This window comes from Streptomyces sp. NPDC059743 (assembly GCF_042732975.1).
In the GTDB taxonomy this organism is placed as follows: domain Bacteria; phylum Actinomycetota; class Actinomycetes; order Streptomycetales; family Streptomycetaceae; genus Streptomyces.
Genome location: NZ_JBHWGS010000018.1, coordinates 20,264 through 39,300 on the forward strand (window position 1 = coordinate 20,264; position 19,037 = coordinate 39,300).

The window sequence follows — 19,037 nt, forward strand, 5'->3', positions numbered from 1 at the left end:
CCGGCCCAGCTGGCTGGCCCGGGCCGATGTTCCGATGTTCGTCTCCAACCGGCAGATGGCGCGCCTGAAGTCGTTGCCGAGGGCCGTGGGGTCCTGGGCCCTGGACAGCGGCGGGTTCACCGAAATCACTACGTACGGCGAGTGGCGCACCAGCCCGGAGCAGTACGTGAAGCTGATCCGGCGGTACCACGACGAGGTCGGCGGTTTGGCCTGGGCCAGCCAGCAGGACTTCATGTGCGAGGAGAAGGCCCTGCGCATGACCGGGCTCACCATTGAACAGCATCAAGACCTCACCGTGCGCAACTTCCTGACGCTGCGGGGCCTGGCGCCCGAACTCAGGATCGTCCCGGTTGTGCAGGGCTGGCTCCGGCCGCACTACATGCGCTGCGTCGAGAAGTTCATGGCCGCCGGCGTCGACTTGACCCAGGAGCCGCTGGTCGGTGTCGGCAGCATCTGCCGACGGCCGAGCACCCACGTCGCCGGCTGGATTCTGGAGGACCTCCACGCCGCGGGCCTCAAGCTCCATGCCTTCGGGTACAAAAAGAGCGGGCTGACCGCTTCGTGGCCGCACGTGGCGTCGGCCGACAGCATGGCCTGGTCGAAGGGCGGCCGGTACGAGCGCACCTGCGGAACCCACAAGAGCGAGTCCAACTGCCTCAATCACGCCATGTGGTGGCGTGGTGAACTGCTCGACCGCCTCGCCGACGCCCGGGACCGGGTATGAGCGAGAACCAGGTCGTGCCCACGGCAAGCGAACTGCGCGCCATCGTCTCCGGGAATCCCAAGGGCTATGCCCAGCGATGGACCTTCGGCGTGCCGAGTTGGCGGCACGTCTCTGAAGGGGGGTTCCGCAGGGAGCGCTACGAGGTCGTTCCGATCGACGAGGAGACTGCCCGGCGGTACGTCACGGACCACCACTACCTGTCGGGCTGGCCGGCAGCCATCCACCGCTTTGGCCTGCTGGATTCCCTCGCAGAGCCACGGCCCGGCGATCTAACCGTCGGTGGCCTGGCCCTCGTCGGCGTGACAGTGCTCGCCTCACCCATGAATGAGAAGGTCCTCACCCGCTGCTTTCCGCGGCTGGTCCCCTATGCCGAGAGTGCAGAACTGGCGCGGCTGGTGGTGGGGGCGTCCGTGCCTGCCAACGGTGAGACGTTCTTCGTTGCCCGGGCCATGCGGCTGGCCGCTGAAAGCGGAATACGGGGACTGGTGTCGTTCGCCGACCCAGTGCCGCGACGGCGGACGACCGGGAAGGGCGTGGTCATCGGTTCCCCCGGCCACCTCGGGATCGTCTACCAAGCGCTCGGGGCCCGGTTTTCCGGCAGGGGCACGGCACGAACGCTGTGCCTTCTGCCAGATGGGTCCGTTCTCACCGCCAGGTCGAAGTCCAAGGTCACCGGCAGGGAGGTCGGCAGCAGGGGGGTGATCCGCCGGCTCCACCTTCTTGGAGCACGGCTCCCGCGCGAGGACGAGGATCCCGGCCTCTGGCTCACCGAGGTGCTCACCTTGATGGGCGCCCGGTCGGCTCGCCACCCGGGGAATTTGCGCTATCTGCTGGCTGCCGGCCGCACCAGGACCGAGCGAGCCAGGACAGTCTTCGGGATGCCCGCGCTGCCGTACCCCAAGTGGGAGGCCGACCGGCGCCCTGCGCGACTCAAGGACGTTTCATAACTCGATAATTGCGTGTAAGGTAGTTACAGCGGTCGAGGTGAAGGCCTCCCGCCCACCTTGCCCGGCTGCCCACGGACCGAGCCGCACCCTCGGCTCGACACGACGGTCGAGCCAGGACCGATCGTCCCTCCCACCCCAACGCACACTGGAGTGAACCCGCGTGGACACCACCAAGCTCAGCACCGAAGATCAGCACGTCTGGTACCTGGCCACCCTCGGCCGCGAGGCGCTGCTCCGACAACTGGCCCTCCTCGACATCCCCAGTTCCGTCACGCACGACCCCCTCGGACTTGCCTACTTGGTCGTCCGCGACCTGGGAGTCTCCCGCCCCGACGTACGGCAGGCAACAGAGGCGATCCTGCGCCCGCTCGTCGGCGCTGCGACGTTCTCCGTCGCCCTGGAGGTTCAGGGCGAGCCGGTCGAGCACGCCGGGATCGTCCCGGTCATCGCAGAGCGCAGCGCCGGTTCCGTCACCGGCCAGTACGCCGAACTGATGCTGTTCGATCTCAGCGGCCTGATGAACCGGGGGGCATTCCGGCTCTCCCGGCTGCCCGCGGAGACGCACTGGATCATCGACACGAGTTTCCACCCCTCCGGCGCTCCCGACGCGGAACGGCCTTTCGGCTCGGCGCGGGGCGGCCGTCGGCGCGCCGTGCCCAGCCCGGCCGCCGCCGAACTCGACCGTCTCGCCGGGCAGGCGAGATGACGTTGTACGGCATTCCCCCCGCCGGGATTCGCCGCTTTCTTGCTCCTGAGAGCGGCCGGGACCATGCACGAGCCATCGTCGAAACAGCTCACGCCTGGTGGGTGGAGAACCGCGGCGGAGCCGGTGACAGAGCCGTCGCGGTCGGCGTACTGGCGGGGCTGGCCCTGTGCGCCCCCAGCGTGCCCGACGGCCCCGACTACGGCCCCTTGTTGATCCCGCTCGGAGACGACGGTCTCGTCGACGCGCTCAGGGCGAGCTGGAACATGTTCTGGACTTTCGATCCCGACCTCACCGAAGCCGCCCGCCCTCTCCACGGCTGGCTCCGTGAGCCCGGCGACGATGACGTCCGGGGGCTGGCGGACTACGCCCGCGTCCTCATTCGTGCAGGGCTCCTTGAGTACTGCAGCGACGCTGCCCGCGCCGAGTCGGACGACATTCTCGGTCTGATGATCACGCGGATGCGTAGCTACACGGAACGGCAGAGCACCGGCGAGTTCTTCACACCCCCGATCGCCGCCGACAACGTCGGCGAGATCACCCTGGCCACCGGACTGGAACCCGGCGCCCTCCTCCTGGAGCCCTGCGCTGGCACCGGCACCATGGCCCGGGCCGCTGCCGCCGCCATGCGGGTCTACGGCATGGACCCGGGGAGCTACCGGTGGTGGCTCAACGATCTCGACGAGCTCAACGCCGCGTGCTGCGCGGTCAACGCCCAGCTGTGGAGGCTCGGGCGTCAGGTGACGGTCTCCTGTGCCGACTCCCTTCGAGAGCCCGGGGTGCTGGAGGAGTCAGCACACGCCCGGGGCGAGAAGGCGAGGGCCGAGCAGAGGCGTCGCCCCGTGCTGTACCCGACGGAATCCCGCTCCCCCTACTGGCCGTACTGAGCGGACAGGCCGCCGCTTCAGCAAGCGGCGGCCCGCATGCCGTCGGCCGAACCCGCCGACCCGATTCTCCCCGTGAACGGAGCACACATGACCATCAACTCGACGCCCCCGCCGGCCGTCTGCACGGAGGTCCTGGACCCGCAGGGCCGCGGCACCGTCCTTCAGGTCGTCTACGCCCATCACCTCGACGGCGAGACCCTGGCAATGAGGCTGTTCGACGCCTACGGCCACCGGCCGGAGAGCGGTGACGCGCTCCCGGACGAGGTCCCGGCCCACACCGTGATGGAACTGCTTGGCGCGCAGGGCGCCCACTGCGCGGAGGGGTGGCACGTCTCGGCGAACGAGCCCACCCAGGAGGCGTGGGACGAGGTCTGGCCTTGGGCCCAGGCACAGGTTCGCCGCCTCTTCCCGTCGCTGACCTGGAGCGTCGAACCCGGGCGCCGGATCGCCTTGCCCTGGGACGCCGACAAGTAGGGCAGCTCCACCGGCGAGGCTTCGATATCAGGAGCGTTGCATATCTCGATATAATCTTGTACTGTAGTTCTCAACAGTTCGCGTCGGCATCGCCCCCGCGCCCTTCCTCCCTCCCGTCAGGAGCCGAACCGTGAAGCGCAGTCTGCGTCGCCACATCGAGTCCGCCATCAACAGCGCCTGGACCGCCGGGCATCGGTTCGACCGGGGAACTGTCGGAGTGGCGCTCCTCTTTCCCCCCGATGCCTTCGCGGACGCCCCGACCTGGACCCCCGGCCCGGGGTTTCACCCGCTGAACAACGACGGCCCGACCAACACCACCTTCCTCCGGGACAACGGCGACGGCACGCAGACCGTCGTCGTCCCGGGGCTCCACGCGGAGGGCGCTTCCCAGGACGGCGGCCCCTGGACGGAGGACGAGGTATGGACCGTCACCGCGCCCGTTGACGACTTCGACGGCTGCGGACTCGGCAACGCGGCACACGGCATCACCGCCATGCGCCAGGTGCCGGGCGCCGTCATCGTCCGGGAGGACTACGCCACCCACCCCCTGGCGGCTGTGGATGCCTACTGGACGGAGTTCGAACGCACCTGGGGGTTTTTGCCCTCCGGCGAACACCGGGGCCAAGGGTGGCCGTTCGGCCAGGACCGGGCATGGGCCTACTTCATCTGCCGTCCAGACACCGCCTGGGACAGCGACGACGAAAGCGCCCTTCTGAACGTGGCGGTGAAGATCGCCCGCCGCTTCGGCGCGAAGGCCAGGGTCTACCCGTACAGCCTCGCGGCGCGGCAGGTCACCGGCCCGCTGGGCAATACCTACTGCGAGACCCACATCGGCACCGTGTACCGGCGGCTCCATCTCGACTGGTAGGTGTGCGGCCCGTCCCGGGCAAGGGGGTGCTGCCGCGCCAGCGGCAGCACCCTCATCAAGAACATGGCGTCCGGCGGCCCCCGCACTCGGCATCCCGCCTCACGGCTTCCGCCGGCGCCCGCCATTGTCAGTCCCCCACGAGAGGATCACCCTCATGACGACCCTTCCCGCCGTTGAGGCGGTGACCAGCCGCGCCGCGTACGAGGCTGCGCTCCAGCGCCTCGGCGAGGCATCGCAGGCGTACTACGCCGCCGGCGACAGCCCGCTGGACGATGCCACGTACGACCAGCTCAGGCTGGCCGTCCTGGCCTGGGAGGCGCAGCACCCCGAGGACGCAGCCGAATCGCCGTCCGGCCTGGTCGCCGACGGTGCGGCGCCGGTCGGCGATGTCGCGCACACCATCCGACTGTTGAGCCTGGACAACGTCTTCGACGCCGAGGGCCTGGTCACCTGGGGGACATCCCTCCAGCGGCGCCTGGGCCGCGCCCCTGTCGGCGGTTTCACCGTCGAGCCGAAGATCGACGGTGCTGCCATCGCCGCCCGCTACCAGGCCGGCCGCCTGACACGGATCATCACCCGCGGCGACGGGAGCCACGGCGAGGACATCAGCCACGTCATCGGCCAGATCGACGGCCTCCCCGAGCACCTTCCGGTACCGGCCACGGTGGAGGTCCGGGGCGAAGTCGTCTTCACCCAGGCGCAGTTCGAGACGGCCAACGCCGTACGGACCGCCCACGGCGCGCAGGTCTTCGCCAACCCGCGCAACGGCGCCGCCGGGACTCTGCGCGCGAAGGACCGGCCCTACCGCCTCCAGTTGACGTTCTGGGCCTACGGTGCGGTCGGGCTGGCCGGGGAGCCGTTCCTGCCCTCCGGGGCCACACACGCCGAGATCCTGGCGGCCGTGTCCGAAGCCGGGGTGCAAACGACCGCGGCCACAGCGGCAGGGCTCCACATCGTCGCCGACCTCGCCGAAGCGCAGCAGAGGGTTGACGAGATCGCCGCCCTCCGTGCGGAACTGCCGTTCGGTATCGACGGCGTGGTGATCAAGGTCAACGACGCGGGCGAGCAGCAGGCCGCAGGGATCGGCAGCAGGTTCCCGCACTGGGCGATCGCCTTCAAGCTGCCCGCGGTCGAACGGCAGACCGTGCTGAAGGACGTGGTGTGGGAGGTCGGGCGCACCGGCGTGCTCGCCCCGACCGCGGTGCTCGTCCCCGTCGAGATCGACGGCTCCACCGTGACACGGGCCACGCTGCACAACCCCGCGGACATCCGGCGGCGCGATCTCCACCTCGGCGACACGGTCACCGTCTACAAGGCCGGCGACATCATCCCGCGCGTCCAGGGCGCGGTCGTCCCGCTCCGCCCGGCGGACGCCAAGGAGGTGCCCCTTCCTGAGCAGTGCCCCAACTGCGGTGGACCGATCGACCGGCGGCAGGAGCGGTGGCGGTGCGCGAAGGGCACGGCGTGCGCGCTTCCGGCGCTGATCGAGTACGCCGCCGGGCGGGAGATGCTCGACCTCGACGGCCTGGGCAAGACGTACGTGAAGGCCCTGGTCGAGTCCGGTGTCGTCACGGACGTTGCCGACCTGTTCGCGCTCTCCCCCGAGCAGCTCACGGCGGCGACCGGCAGCGCCAAGCGGGCCGCCAAGCTCGCCGAGCAGATCGAGTCGGCGAAGGAACGGCCGCTCAGCCGCGTCTTCTGCGCCCTGGGCGTGCTGGGCACCGGTCGCAGCATGTCCCGCCGGATCGCCGGGCACTTCGGGACGATGGAGAACATCCGGCAGGCCGACGCCACGGCTCTACAGGAGGTGGAAGGCATCGGTCCGGAGAAGGCGCCGGTGATCGTCGAGCAGGTCGCCGCCCTGGCCCCGGTCATCGACAAGCTCGTCGGTGCCGGGGTGAACATGACCGAGCCGCAGGAAGCCTCCCAAGCGCCCGGCGGGGGTCCGCTGTCCGGGAAGATCGTGGTGGTGACCGGCAAGATGACCGGCCCGCTGGAAGGCTGGGGACGTGACGCGATGAACGCTCTGATCGAGAAGGCCGGCGGCCGTCCCGGCAGCAGTGTCAGCGCCAAGACTTCCCTTCTGGTCGCGGCGCCGACCGCAGGCGGCAAGCCCAGTTCGAAGGCAGTCAAGGCCGCGGAACTGGGGGTGGAAGTCCTCTCTCCGGATGCCTTCGCGGTCCTCGTGTCGGACTACCTGGACTGATCCGGCACGGCCTGGGGGCGCACCAGCGGGTGCGTTCCCGGGCTCTCGCCCGTGAATCACTGGACGACCCCTCCGGGCGTTGCATATCTCTATAATGGGGTGTACTTTCGAGATGTCGCCCCGGACAGCAACCGCTGCGACTCCTCCAGACTCCTGACTCCCAGGCGGGATTGCCATGTTTTCGCATCTGCCCGATGTACCCGAATCCGAGCCGCCGGCGAGTGCGACCGCCGGCAAGAAGCCGGGCGCGGCCTCCGGTGAGCTCAGCATCCTCACCGAACTACAGTTCCGCCTCTACAAGGAGCTCCACGCCGCGGCGGGCAAGCTGGTCCGTCCACCGGTCCGTTCGGATACGCAGTCCCCGGACCTCGCGCGGCTGTCGGCGGTGATGAAGGAGATCACCGGCCACTCCGAGACCTTCAGCGTCCTGTGGCAGGCGTACAGCCATCTGGCGAACGCGGCTCTGGCCGACGGACGGGTGAGCGACAGGCTGCTCGCGATGTCGGGCGTTCAGCACGGACCGGGCGGATCGCTGCTCAAGCGCCTGCTCCGCTTCGCCGCTGCCGACGTTCCGGCCAGCAGTGCGCAGCGGTTCATCGCCGATTTCCTGGAGATCGCGGACGACGAGACGGTGCACGCGACCCTGTCGCAGATCGCCGGCATGGAGTGGGCGCTCGACCCGGACGACGCACACCAGATCATGACCATGGACACCACCGACGGTGTCGTCACCGATGTCCAGGAGGAGGTGCGCCGGTTCCGCGCGCTCCTCCATCTCGACGCCGACTCGGGCACGCCCTCAGGCGCCTGCCTCGCCAGCGCTGAGTATTCGGCCTGGGGCCCGCTCGACTGGCACCGGATCCAGACCTGGCGGCGCCGCTATGTGGCCGCGCACACCGCGAACATCGACTGGGCCATGACGAAGGCCACGGTGTACCGCAAGGGGCGCGAGCCGCTGGCTCCCTACTGGCACCCGGGCGGCCTGGAAGCGGCTGTCGTCACCCAGCTCCGGCAGGAGGCGGACCGGGCCGCGTCCGCCCGGCTGGTGCAGATCACCGACTCGGTGGCCCAGATGGCGCTGCGGCGGGTCGAGCGACGCGCCGGCCGGCAGACGACTCCGTTCGACCCGCGCCATCTCCCCTCAGGCGGCCGGGGGATGCTGTTCCTCGACACTCCCTTCACGCTGCCGCTGCCCACTGGCCGGCGCATCGTCGGTTACGTGTGGGGACCGTGGGTTCCCGCGCTGGAGGAAGGGTGGGGGCGCCTGGGGGCCGGCCGGGATCTGAAGCCGCTGGAGATCCCGCAGGGCGGAACGCCATGGACCTGGGTGACTCCCCTGACGTGCGACCAGTCGCTGCTGTCGCTTCCCTTCTCGCCCTACAGCACGCTGCTGCTGCGCCCCGGAGACGTCCTGGAGCCGGCGACCCGGCTGCGCGATCCGGACCACCCCGAACGACATCGCGCGGGAGCAGGGCGGCTTGCGCGCGAGGAGCTTCTGATCCGGCATGTGCGCAGCCTCTGGGAGCTGCTGACGCAGCACAAGCGGTCCTCGGTACACGTCCTGGCCGAAGAGGTTCATACGGCCAAGCCGCGCGACCAGCGCTCCGACCGGCGCCGCGGGATCACCGATGCGGGGCACGTCACCACGGTGTGGGTCGACCCGGACGCCGGTGAACGCTACCGGGCGCAGCGCCGCGGCGAAGGGGGGTCCGGGTACAAGCTGAAGGTGCGGTACTGGCGGGGCGAGCACGAGCGTCAGCAGTGCCCCAACCCGCGCAAGCACGCCGAGCGCCTGGCCGAGGGCGGCTGCACCCACGACGAGATCACCATCCCCGAGCACCCCGTGGGGCCCGCAGGGGCTCCGTGGTCCGACCAGGTGCTCCGGGCCCGGAGCCGGAGGCCGCGGAGCACGTCCGTGGCCGAAGAGCCCTAGCCAGTGCGTTGCATATCTCGAAAATAACGTGTAGTCTGATTACTAGTTAGGGCGGCGAAGCCCGGCACTGACCCGGCCGCCGCCCTCCCCAACCACCCCGATCCAGGAGAAGACCGTGCCCTCCTCTGTCCTGACCCGCTCAAACGACGCCCGTGTGCCCGGCGCACGGGGCCTTCGGACCCGGAAGCACATCGTGAGCACAGCGCTCGGGCTTCTGGGCGAGCAGTCCTACCGCGACGTCACCGCCGTGGAGATCGCCCGAGCTGCGGGCACTTCACCTGCCACCCTTTACCAGTACTTCGCGGGTGTCGAAGAGATCGTTCTCGACGCCGTGGAGAACGTCGCCCAGGCGACGGCCATGGCACTCAGCGAGTTCGCGAACGGCACGTGGGCCACGAAGGGCCTGCCGGGGGCCGAGCAACTCGTCGTCTCCGTGCTGGACTGCTGGAGCGAGCACAAGACGGTCCTCCGAATCGTCACGGCTGTGGCGGCCGAAGTCGATCCGCGCTTCGTCCAGGCGTTCAAGTCCGTCACCCGGCCCGTCACCCGTGCGCTGGCCTCGGCCGTCAGTCGGCCTATGCCGTCGGCGTCCGCCCGTACGGCTCTCGTTCACCACCTCGTGGTGATGCTCGTCTCCTCCGCCGGTGCTCAACAGCGATCGGCTCTGACGGCGGGGCTGAGCGGCAAGGCGCAACGCGACGCGCTCGTGCAGCTCGTGCACGCGTTCGTGGCCGCTCCCGAGGGCGGGTGACCGCCGCTCCGCTTCCGCTCCAACCGGCTTCTACCTACCTCCGGGGGACTCTGTGTTCAGCCTCGACTCACTTTTCATCGGCTTTGTCCTCGGCGTGGCCGCCGCCTTCATCGCGATCCGCGCCCGACAGCGCCGCCACCGCGTGGTGCTGCCACCGTCGGTGCGGACGGCGAGCCCTGAACTCATCGCCCTGTTCACGCTCGTCGTGGCCGAGCAGTTCCCCGAGGCCATGCACTGCGCCTACGCGACAGTCAGCGTCTGGGACCGCAACTCGCCCGACGCCTTCGCGCGCCTCTACCCGGCCCACGGACAGTCCCTCGGCTGCGTGCGGCTCGATGCCGCCGAGGGTCCGGTCAGCGCGGCGGCCACCCGGATGCTGGCCGAGATGGATCTTCCGGCCGGAGTCCTGACGGTTCCCCTGATCGGCCACTGAGGCACGGACTGTCAGTGCAGCGCGCCACGATGATCACACCGAAAGGCTGCCCGGCGACGGGCAGCCTTCCCCTCCCGTCGCCTCCGGAGAAGTCATGACGTCCATCGGCACCGCCCGCCACTTCCAGCCCCACGGCACGCCCGGCCACATCTGCCGTGCCCACAACCGGGCCGTCCTGGCCCCGACGGTCGCACTCGAAGCCCTACGCCACGGCATGGGTCCCGACCTGACGAACGCCCAACTCGACCAGTGCGCGGCGGCGGCGGATCGCGCACCTCTGTCGGACACCTCCCGAGCTGCCGTCCGCACCGCCCTCCAGCCCGCCCTTTCAGCCGATGACGCGCCCGAGGTCGTACACGAACGGCTGTTCAGCCTCCCGCCTGGCCACCCCTTGCGGATCCGCAACGGTGATCAGGAGTACTTCCTCGTCCCCATTCCGCTCACGCTGTAGACGAGAGATCAGCACAGGCGCCAACCACAGATCTGGCGAGCCCACACCTGTGGTCGAATCGCGCTCCGAAGCCGTTTTGGCATGATCCCCGGCGACCGAGAAATCGACACCCGCACAGGGGGAATCATGTCCACCACGCTCGTCCGCCGGCCGCTGTCGGCCGTGCTCGGCGCCGCCGCGCTCGCCGTCTGCGGTCTCATCTCCGGCTGCTCCGCCTCGGACCACGCACTGGGCGACGATCGTCCGAGCAGTCGCGCGGCCGGGCCACGGTCCTCCTCAGCACAACTACCGGACGGGATCGTCCCGATGGGGGCCGAGCAGCCGGTCGCCGCAGGCTCGTGGGCGGTGAAGGTGCAGGGCTTCGAGCGGCTGCCCGCCGGCGCGGCGGCTTCGCGGGTCCCGGCCGGCTGGACTGTCTACGCGGCCCGGCTGACCGTGACGAACCAGCGCTCCCAGATCGCCACCGCTCCGCGTACCGAACTGACCGCCCGCTACGGCGCGCTCGGCCGTCAGGCCAAGCCCGAGGACGCATCAACGAAGCAGCCGGAAGACGACGTACCGGTGCGCGTGCGCCCGAACGGTTCGGTCACCACGCAGATCGCGTTCGCTTTCCCGGCCGAGGCCGACGGCCAGCGGGTCACCGTGACCGCCGAGACCACGCCGGAGGGGCTGGCCGAACCGGAGTTGCTGTTCTTCGAAGGCACCCTGTCCGGTCGTGCCACGACCGCTGCTTCGGAAACGCCGCAGGCGGCCGGGCCGTCGGGAAAGGGCACTACGCCGCTCGGCCAGTGGCACGCCGGCTCGCTCCGCCTCTCAACGGTATCCGTAACCGGCAGCGGCGCCATGCGGACCGCCGAGCTCGATCTGAGCGTGGCGAACCGCAGTGCTGACCCGATGACCGGCCTTGGCACCACCCTGCGCGTCCTCACCGGTCAGGACCTCCATCTGGCTGCCACGATCCACCCGGTGTACGGCTACCCCGACGCCGCCATCGCCCCTCAGCGCACTGCCACCCAGACCGTCGCCTTTCGCATTCCTCAGTCCGCCGTCGGAGGCCTTGTGACCATCGAGGCCGTCGGCACGGACGGAACCCGTGTGCCCTTCGAGGGCCGGCTCGGCTGAGCTGAACGGGATATGTCCCGGCAATCTGCGGCGCGGTGTCACACGGACGTTGTCCTCGGCACCTGTAGGAGGTGACGGAGCTCTTCGCGAACGACATGAACGGGAACACGACATGGCTCACCGCCCCCGCCGCCTCGCTGCGGCCGCCCTCGTCCTGGCCGGCGCCCTGGCCTCCGCCGCCTGTGACCCGCTGGCGGTCTCGACTACGGGTGACTCCGTCCCGGCACACGCAGCCGCCGGCCCCGCCGGCCAGGCCGCGATGGCTCAGCTCGACGCCCTGCACGTGCAGGCTCACACCTCCCTTGCCGGCTACTCCCGCGCGGAGTTCGGGCCGGCCTGGAGTGACGAGGGGACCGTCGAACTGGCACACAATCACTGCCCGACACGCGACGACATCTTGTTCCGCGACCTCTCGGACCCCGTCCGTGAGAGGGACGGCTGCACCGTCGTCTCTGGCGTTCTCCACGATCGGTACACGGGCAAGTTCATCTCGTTCCACCGCGGTCGAAGCACCTCGCTCGCAGTCCAGATCGACCACATCGTGCCCCTCGGCCTCGCCTGGCAGTCCGGCGCCCGGAATCTCACCGCATCCCAGCGCCTGAACCTGGCCAACGATCCGGACAATTTGATCGCGACCGACGGCCCGACGAACGCCGCCAAGGGCGCCAAGGACGCCTCCCAGTGGCTGCCCCCGCGCAACGACGTGCGCTGCTGGTACGCCTCAGAACAGGTACGTGTCAAGGCGAAGTACCGGCTGTCGGTCTCCCAGGCGGAGAAGCAGGCGCTCGCGCAGGCGTTGGAGTCCTGCCCGGCGTCCGGCACGAACGCCAAGGAGACGCGATGAGCATCCCGGAGCCCTTCGACGGCAGCAAGGAACACGGGAGCAGGTCCGGCGTGAGGCGGCCCCCTTCCGGTGCGCGGAGGAAAGCAGTGCGCAGCGACGCAGCGAGAAGGCGGCCCGAGCGATGGAGCGAGGCCCATCCGGACGCCTTCGCGGTTCTGAAGCGCTCGTACGCGGTGATCGGGCACAGCGCCGTGCTCATGGTGCTGAGCCTGAGCCTGATCGGGACGGCTCTGACGGTGAGCCATCTGAACCTCCCCGTGTGGCTCGAGCCGGCGGTGCGCCTGGCTACCAGCCTCGCAGCAATGGGGTGCGGCGGAGTTGCCCTGTGGCGGGTGACCGGCGCGCTGTGGCGGGGGTTCCGGGCTGTCCTGAGCACTCGGCGATCCGGCCGGGGACGGCGGGGCGGGAGCGATCAACTGTCCTCTGCCGCCGCATCCGGTGCTGGTGGGCACCCCGTCCGGAAGGCTCGAACGTGACGTGCCGTCTTGAGGCCCGGCGTGTCGGCGCGTGGGCGATGGCCGTCACGTCGGTGTCCGCTCCCGGCGTCCAAGATTCTCTCGAACTCGGCGAAGGTGGCACACTCCTGGGCGCTCCGCGCGCGCCAGGCCTGCTCGGCCTGGTGGAGCGAGGCGAGGATCCGGTCGCGGATGACGAAGCCGGGTACCTCGGACGCCGACGGTTCGACGCGACCGGGCAGAGACGCGCGCAGTTGCCTCATGGCCTTGCGGAAGGCCGGGTTGGGCGGCACGCCGGTGACGGCCGGTGACACGTCGTCGAGACCGGGCCCCTCAGCAGGAACGGTGGTGCTGGCGAGTTCACGGGAGCGGGCCAGGATCAGCGCAGCGGGGGACGCGGGCCGGCCAGGCACCCACCACGCCATCAGTTCGGCAGCGATGTCCTCCGCGGAGTGGCCGGCGTTGATCCAGGGCCGCAGGGCGAAGGCCAGGCGGCGCAGTTGCTCGGCTTGGGTCCAGGGCACCAGGGGACGTATCCGGGCGGCGATGGATACCGCGCAGGCGGCCTGCTGAGGGGTGGCCCGCAAGTGTTCGGGAGCGTGCCGGGGCTGGCGCCCGGACCGGCCCGCAGTGTTGTTCTTCTTCCCCTCTACCTGAGCTGTACGTCGTTGGTGGTTGGTCCTACGGGAAGGGGCGTCACGGCGCCGGTGCGGGCGGGCGCGGCGCCGGGCGTCGGCGATCGCCAACTCGCGGCCGTGCTCGGTGAACCCGACATGCCGGGCGTGATAGCCGCCACCGCGGATGCGGTGGCCGACCGCGTCGTCCCAGGCTCGGGGGACGACGGCCGCGTAGATGGTTGCGGTGCCCGCCCATTCACCGCTGTCGGCGGGCCGGGTGTTGGTGCGGGAGCCATGTTCGGCCCAGACGAGGAGGCCGAGCTCGCGCAGCACGGCGACGTGGCGTTCCAGCGTTCGGCGGCTGATGCTCAGGCGCCTCCACATCGGCTCGCGGCTGTAGGCGACGTGGCCGTCGGCATTCAGGCGGTGCGCGAGGTCGTGGGCGACGCGCAGGGTCGTGGGGCTGGCCCGGGGGTGCAGCCCTGACTCAACGGCCCAGGTGACCGCGCGCAGGAACTCGGATCGGCGCGTACGGCGGGACGCGGTCGTGGCGACCTCCTGATCCGCATGGTCACGAATGAGGATGAATGAGTTCTTCTCGGGTATTCGGGTTTGTCCGGGTGCAGGGCACGGTGGTTCGGCGACTTCTTGGACCGGTGCGCGGGCATGCTGCATCATGGGCAGGGCACGCCCTCCTAATCCGTAGTTAGGGCGTCCCGATGAAGCGCGAGCTCCTGGGGATGTTCGAGTAGAGGGTTGCCGTGCCTCCGACCAGCCGGGTCGTATGAGGTCCCCGCACAGAGCGGCACGCTGGCCCCGTACTTGATGGTGGTGACCGCTGCGAGGGCGTCGGGCGCATGCCTTTTAGCACGCCGGCGCGACGTACGCCTAGTCATAGAGCGGCAGCGTCCGGCGCCCCCGCGGCGGCCACCACTGCTTCAGCGAAGACGGGAGGTGGGCGCCGGATGGACGCCTTTTGGTTCCCTGGCCAAGACGCCCAAGGATAGAGCGGCGCCGTCGGCGTTCACCTCCTGTCGTCATCCAGTTGGTGTTGGCGCCCGTTGGTACTGGACGGACGTTTGATGTCCCTCCGGGCACGCGATGCCTACCGAAAGAGCGGCGTCGTCCAGTGCCGCCGGGCGTCAACACCTGATCCAAGATCACTCGTTGGTGTTGGTGGTGCGAGCCCGCTTCACGGTGACCTCTTACGAAGCCCGAGCCCTCTGAGCTCCCGCAGAGACCGAGGCCCGCGGAACGAGCTGGTGCCACGAACGGCTACTGAGGTGGCGGACCGGCCGACGCGGCTGAGTCCTGGGATTAGGTCGCCGCGTGGTTCCTCACGAGCTCGTGACCAGCAGAAATCGCACGGTGGAGGGGAAAGAGTTGATCTACTGCGGCATCGACTGGGCCGAACGCACACACGACGTCGCCCTCGTCGACGACACCGGCCAGCTTCTGGCCAAGCGGCACATTACTGACGACATGACCGGTTACAAGATCCTGCTGGACCTGCTCGCCGAGTACGGTGACACCGAAGAGAGTCCGATCCCGGTCGCGATCGAGACCTCCCGCGGACTGCTGGTAGCAGTGCTGAGGACCGGCAACCGCCAGGTGTTCGCGATCAACCCGATGGCAGCTGCCCGCTACCGCGACCGGACGTCCGTCTCCCGCAAGAAGTCCGACCCCGGCGACGCACTGGTCTTGGCGAACATCCTGCGCACCGACATGCACGCTCACCGGCCCCTGCCGCAGGACAGCGACCTGGCCCGCGCGGTCGCCGTGCTGGCGCGCGCTCAGCAGGACGCGACGTGGAACCGGCAGCAGATTTCCAACCAACTTCGCTCTCTGCTGCGGGAGTACTACCCCTCCGCGCTAGCCGCCTTCGAATCCTGGCGCAACGGTCTGTGCAGGCCGGAGGCCCACGAGCTCCTCAAAGCCGCCCCGACACCCACACGCGCCGCGCAGATGACCCGCACGCAGCTGCAGGCTGCTCTGAAGCGGGCCGGTCGCCAGCGTGGCCTGGCAGCCGAGGCCGACCGGCTCCGGGAGGTGTTCCGCGCAGACTGGGCCCACCAGCCGACGCTGGTCGAGGATGCCCTCGGCAAGCAGATGCTTGCGCTCCTGGTCCAGCTCCAGGCCGCCTGCACCGCGGCCGACGACCTCGCCAAGGCGGTCGAAGAAGCTTTCCCTCAGCACCCGGACGCTGAGATCATCCTCAGCTTCCCCGGCCTCGGCATCCAGATCGGCGCCCGGGTACTCGCCGAGATCGGAGACGACCGCACCAGGTTCGCCGACGCACGCGGTCTGAAGGCGTACGCCGGCGCCTCACCCATCACCAGAGCCTCCGGCAAGAAGTCCAGCATCACCCGCCGGTGGGTCAAGAACGACCGGCTCAACCACGCCGGCTACCTGTGGGCCTTCTCCTCCATCACCGCATCGCCCGGCGCTAAAGCCCACTACCGCAGGCGTCGCGATGATCACGGAGACTGGCATGCGTCCGCCCAGCGCAACCTCTTCAACCGCATGCTCGGACAGCTCCACCACTGCCTCCAGCACCGCAAGCTGTTCGAAGAACGCACTGCCTTCCCCGCCGAACTCGCCGCAGCTGCTTGACACGTTGAGTGCCTGAGGTGTCTTTCGGGCATGCGACGGCCCCGCCTCGGTGGGGCCGGGTTCTTCGGGAACCAAGTGATCCGCCCTGGCGGGGCGGTGTTGCCCGGTCAGCGACCGGGTTCTTCACCGGGCGAGCTGGACACTCGCGCGGTGGTGGCAGGGATGCGGCGGACGAGGCAGAGGTGCTGGACACACCTGGTGCCTCTTGGCCGCGGGGCAGCTCCCGGGGGGGCTGTCCCCACTGTCAGGTCATGCGCTCATCGGGCTCCTGCGGTGGGTGTTCATGGGTTCAGTGCCCCATGCCGGCTCCGCCGTCAACCGGGACGACGGCACCGGTGATGTAGGCAGCCTCCTCGGAGGCGAGGAAGGCGACGGTTGCCGCGATCTCCTCCGGCCGGGCCAGGCGGCCGAGCGGGATCTGGCTCTTGAGGTTCTCGCGCTGCTCGTCGCTCAGGTTGTCGGCCATGGAGGTCTCGGTCAGGCCCGGCGCGACGACGTTGAACGTGATGTTGCGCGAGCCCAGTTCGCGGGCCATGGAACGCGCGAAGCCGATGAGACCGGCCTTGGACGCGGCGTAGTTGGCCTGGCCGCTCTCACCGCGCAGCGCGACAGCGGAGGAGATGAGAACGACGCGGCCCTTCTTCGCACGGAGCATCCCGCGGGTGGCGCGCTTGGTGATGCGGAAGGCCCCGGTCAGGTTGGTGTCGATGACGGAGGTGAAGTCCTCCTCGGTCATCCGCATCAGGAGCTGGTCCTTGGTGACGCCGGCGTTGGCGATCAGAACCTCGACGGGGCCGTGCTGCTCCTCGACCTGCTTGAAGGCGACGTCCACCTGCTCGGTGTCGGTGATGTCGCACTGGACAGCCAGGAGCCCCTCCGGTGGCTCGCCCGAGCGGTAGGTGACAGCGACGCGGTCACCCGCTGCCGCGAGGTGGCGGGCGATGGCCAGGCCTATGCCTCGGTTGCCGCCGGTGATCAGGACTGAACGGGACACGGAGTGCCTTTCTGGTGTGCCTGCGGTGTTCTTGTAGTCAATCAGCCGGCCCGGCGGCCGCCCGAGCGCGTCAGCTGGCCGCTCATCGCGGCAGCGCTGTCCATCACCGCGTCGACGTAGCGGGCCCGGGTGGACGGGCGCCTCATCTGGGAGTCGGCCGCGAGGAGAGCAACGCAACCCGCGACCGCGGAGCCGAACCACACCGGCGCGGCGATCATGCTGCGGTCCGGGATCGGCGCGGCACCGACTACGTGACCTTCCTCACGAATGGAGGATATGTCGATCTTGGAGCCGGTTTCGGACCCGAGACAGGCCAGGATCGCGAGACCAGCGGCATCCGCCTCCAACGGGGCGGCCTCAAGGTTGCGCTGTACAACTTGGGGTGCCGCGAGCACCTCTTCGCCGTGCGCGCCGTATGCCCGTTCTGCGCAGATTCTCATCGGCGTGCCGATCAGATGCGGACGGTAAACAAGTGCGATCTGGCCGGTTCTCGACTGTAGTGTGACGAGCTCAGCCCTCACAGCAGGCGAGGGCTGGCCGGCCGGTGACGGCTGAGCGGATGCGAGAGATCGAGGGGTGCTGTGCAGCGCGTCGACCAGCGCGTACCGAGCGCGTGGCCCTCGCTGCTCGACAGCGCCTTCGCGTACGAGCGCCTGCAAGTACCGGTAGACGGTCGGCGAAGGCAGGCCGCACGACTCGGCGATCGCGGCCAGCGGCTGCTCTTGCGGGCCGAGGCCGATCAGAGCCCTGAGCACCGCCATGGTGCGTGCCACGCTTCCGCCCATGCGGTCGGACGGGACGCCAACAGGGTGCAGCAACGCGAACTCCCCCTCGCGATCGGGGACCGTCGCGTCTCCCACAACGCGTATTCGATCCGGTGGCCGATCTTTCCTGGCCGCCATCTGCGTCACCAGGCTCTGAATTTTCCGGCCCGCGAATTTCAGGAGCCGCGACTTCCGGTATATCGCCGGAGCGGGCCGCACATACGGAACCACCGGGGAGGGGTCCTAGGTTGAACAACAAGGAGGCGTTGCAGCAGCTGCTGCGATGGAAGCGGGGACAGATCAATCCGGTCGAGCTGGGGTGGCCGAAGCGGACCGGGCGGGGGCGGCGCTCGACCGGGCTGTCGCAGGCGCAGGTGGCGCAGGCCCTGTTCGTGACCGAGCGGACGTACGCCGACCTCGAGCGCGGCGACATGGCCTCGCCGAGTACCGAATTCCTCGACAACGTGGCCAGGGCGCTGCGGATGGAGGAACGGGAGCGCACCGCGCTCTACGTCTACTCCCTGGGCTACGAACCGCCCATCCCCATGGACCCGACGGCCGGGACGAACGTCGCGCCGGCCTGGCAGCTCGCAGTCAACCGCGTGTCCGGACAGCCCTGTTACATCAACGACGTGGCGTGGAACGTCCTGGCCGCGAACGATGACTTCATACGCATGTTCCCGCAGGACCCGGGCACGACGCCCAGGCTGCCCGAGCAGAACCTCATCCGCTGGATGCTGCTGCGTGAAGACGCCCGCGAGCATCACCTCGTCGACTGGGAGAAGCGGTGGGCGGAACCCGTCGCGGCCCAGTTGCGGACCGCGGTGGCCGCCCACCCCGAGAACGCCGACCTCAAGCAGCTCGACAAGGAGGTCAACGACGATCCGGTCATCGGCCCGATCTACCGCAACCACAACATCGCCTACGTCCACCCTGACGGCGACACCCGTGTCATGCGGCACGCCGGCTACACGGCACCGCAGGGTTGCGCGGACCGCAGGGACCGGTGCTGCGAGCAGCACGCTCCCTCCCAGCTGGGCAACGTCACCATGTGCGCGGCGCAGCCGTTCGGGAGCCCGGGTGCCCGCTTCTTCTTCCTGGTGTTCGAGCCGAAGAGCTAGCAGTACGGGCCCGGGGGCCCCCGGGCGCGGATAGGTGCGGGGCGGGCCGCGGCCCCGCACGAGGAGCGCGCGCCACCACACACTGGATGACTGAAGAGGGCCCCGCGGGGGGGGGGGGGGGGCCGCCCCG

Annotated in this window: 18 protein-coding genes; 15 read left to right on the plus strand and 3 right to left on the minus strand. The window is 69.6% G+C overall.

All coding sequences use genetic code 11. From position 1 onward, the window contains the following. Positions 1-34 precede the first annotated feature (34 nt). From ACFV6H_RS28890 to ACFV6H_RS28950, 13 genes are all read left to right on the plus strand, one after another. On the plus strand, positions 35-724 hold the full coding sequence (locus tag ACFV6H_RS28890; protein WP_385547802.1) for a hypothetical protein: 690 nt from the start codon (positions 35-37) through the stop codon (positions 722-724). Continuing rightward, positions 721-1,671 carry a hypothetical protein gene (locus ACFV6H_RS28895; RefSeq protein ID WP_385547804.1) on the plus strand — a complete coding sequence of 317 codons (951 nt, stop codon included), beginning with the start codon at positions 721-723 and terminating at the stop codon, positions 1,669-1,671. Before ACFV6H_RS28890 ends, ACFV6H_RS28895 begins: the two co-directional genes overlap by 4 nt. A 160-nt stretch (positions 1,672-1,831) precedes the next feature. Continuing rightward, positions 1,832-2,377: a hypothetical protein gene (locus tag ACFV6H_RS28900; RefSeq protein WP_385547807.1), complete on the plus strand. Its 546-nt coding sequence runs from the start codon at positions 1,832-1,834 to the stop codon at positions 2,375-2,377. Positions 2,378-2,478: 101 nt separating this feature from the next. Then, positions 2,479-3,261: a hypothetical protein gene (locus ACFV6H_RS28905; protein ID WP_385547810.1), complete on the plus strand. Its 783-nt coding sequence runs from the start codon at positions 2,479-2,481 to the stop codon at positions 3,259-3,261. Between the two features lie 87 nt (positions 3,262-3,348). Then, the gene (locus ACFV6H_RS28910; protein WP_385547813.1) at positions 3,349-3,735 is read left to right on the plus strand and encodes a hypothetical protein; all 387 of its coding nucleotides are present in this window, start codon (positions 3,349-3,351) and stop codon (positions 3,733-3,735) included. A gap of 130 nt (positions 3,736-3,865) precedes the next feature. Continuing rightward, complete coding sequence (locus tag ACFV6H_RS28915; RefSeq protein ID WP_385547816.1) at positions 3,866-4,603, plus strand: hypothetical protein; 738 nt, start codon at positions 3,866-3,868, stop codon at positions 4,601-4,603. 154 nt (positions 4,604-4,757) lie between these two features. Then, a complete protein-coding gene (gene ligA / locus ACFV6H_RS28920; protein WP_385547819.1) occupies positions 4,758-6,809 on the plus strand; it encodes an NAD-dependent DNA ligase LigA in 2,052 nt (683 codons plus the stop codon). A gap of 175 nt (positions 6,810-6,984) precedes the next feature. Further along, positions 6,985-8,742 (plus strand): hypothetical protein, encoded by a 1,758-nt coding sequence (locus tag ACFV6H_RS28925; RefSeq protein ID WP_385547822.1) that lies wholly within the window; start codon positions 6,985-6,987, stop codon positions 8,740-8,742. 193 nt (positions 8,743-8,935) lie between these two features. Then, positions 8,936-9,493 (plus strand): TetR family transcriptional regulator, encoded by a 558-nt coding sequence (locus ACFV6H_RS28930; RefSeq protein ID WP_385547825.1) that lies wholly within the window; start codon positions 8,936-8,938, stop codon positions 9,491-9,493. Positions 9,494-9,545: 52 nt separating this feature from the next. Then, complete coding sequence (locus tag ACFV6H_RS28935; protein ID WP_385547828.1) at positions 9,546-9,926, plus strand: hypothetical protein; 381 nt, start codon at positions 9,546-9,548, stop codon at positions 9,924-9,926. Positions 9,927-10,020: 94 nt separating this feature from the next. Continuing rightward, on the plus strand, positions 10,021-10,377 hold the full coding sequence (locus ACFV6H_RS28940; RefSeq protein WP_385547831.1) for a hypothetical protein: 357 nt from the start codon (positions 10,021-10,023) through the stop codon (positions 10,375-10,377). A gap of 126 nt (positions 10,378-10,503) precedes the next feature. Next, positions 10,504-11,499 carry a hypothetical protein gene (locus ACFV6H_RS28945; RefSeq protein ID WP_385547833.1) on the plus strand — a complete coding sequence of 332 codons (996 nt, stop codon included), beginning with the start codon at positions 10,504-10,506 and terminating at the stop codon, positions 11,497-11,499. 259 nt (positions 11,500-11,758) lie between these two features. Further along, entirely contained in the window at positions 11,759-12,343 is a 585-nt protein-coding gene (locus tag ACFV6H_RS28950) for an HNH endonuclease family protein (RefSeq protein WP_385547836.1), read from the plus strand. Positions 12,344-12,755: 412 nt separating this feature from the next. Here ACFV6H_RS28950 and ACFV6H_RS28955 read toward each other — a convergent pair whose 3' ends face one another. Beyond that, entirely contained in the window at positions 12,756-14,093 is a 1,338-nt protein-coding gene (locus ACFV6H_RS28955) for a hypothetical protein (protein WP_385547839.1), read from the minus strand. Positions 14,094-14,798: 705 nt separating this feature from the next. Here ACFV6H_RS28955 and ACFV6H_RS28960 point away from each other — a divergent pair. Further along, positions 14,799-16,028, plus strand: coding sequence for an IS110 family transposase (locus tag ACFV6H_RS28960; RefSeq protein WP_385548254.1), 1,230 nt, complete (start codon positions 14,799-14,801; stop codon positions 16,026-16,028). 289 nt (positions 16,029-16,317) lie between these two features. Here the strand turns inward: ACFV6H_RS28960 and ACFV6H_RS28965 are convergent, their stop codons facing one another. Both ACFV6H_RS28965 and ACFV6H_RS28970 read right to left on the minus strand, forming a co-directional pair. Continuing rightward, positions 16,318-17,022 (minus strand): beta-ketoacyl-ACP reductase, encoded by a 705-nt coding sequence (locus tag ACFV6H_RS28965; RefSeq protein ID WP_385547842.1) that lies wholly within the window; start codon positions 17,020-17,022, stop codon positions 16,318-16,320. A 41-nt stretch (positions 17,023-17,063) separates the two neighbouring features. Further along, positions 17,064-18,017, minus strand: a complete 954-nt coding sequence (locus ACFV6H_RS28970; protein WP_385547845.1) for a helix-turn-helix domain-containing protein — start codon at positions 18,015-18,017, stop codon at positions 17,064-17,066. Positions 18,018-18,034: 17 nt separating this feature from the next. Here ACFV6H_RS28970 and ACFV6H_RS28975 point away from each other — a divergent pair, with 17 nt between their 5' ends. Continuing rightward, on the plus strand, positions 18,035-18,907 hold the full coding sequence (locus tag ACFV6H_RS28975; RefSeq protein WP_385547847.1) for a helix-turn-helix domain-containing protein: 873 nt from the start codon (positions 18,035-18,037) through the stop codon (positions 18,905-18,907). Positions 18,908-19,037: the final 130 nt, after the last annotated feature.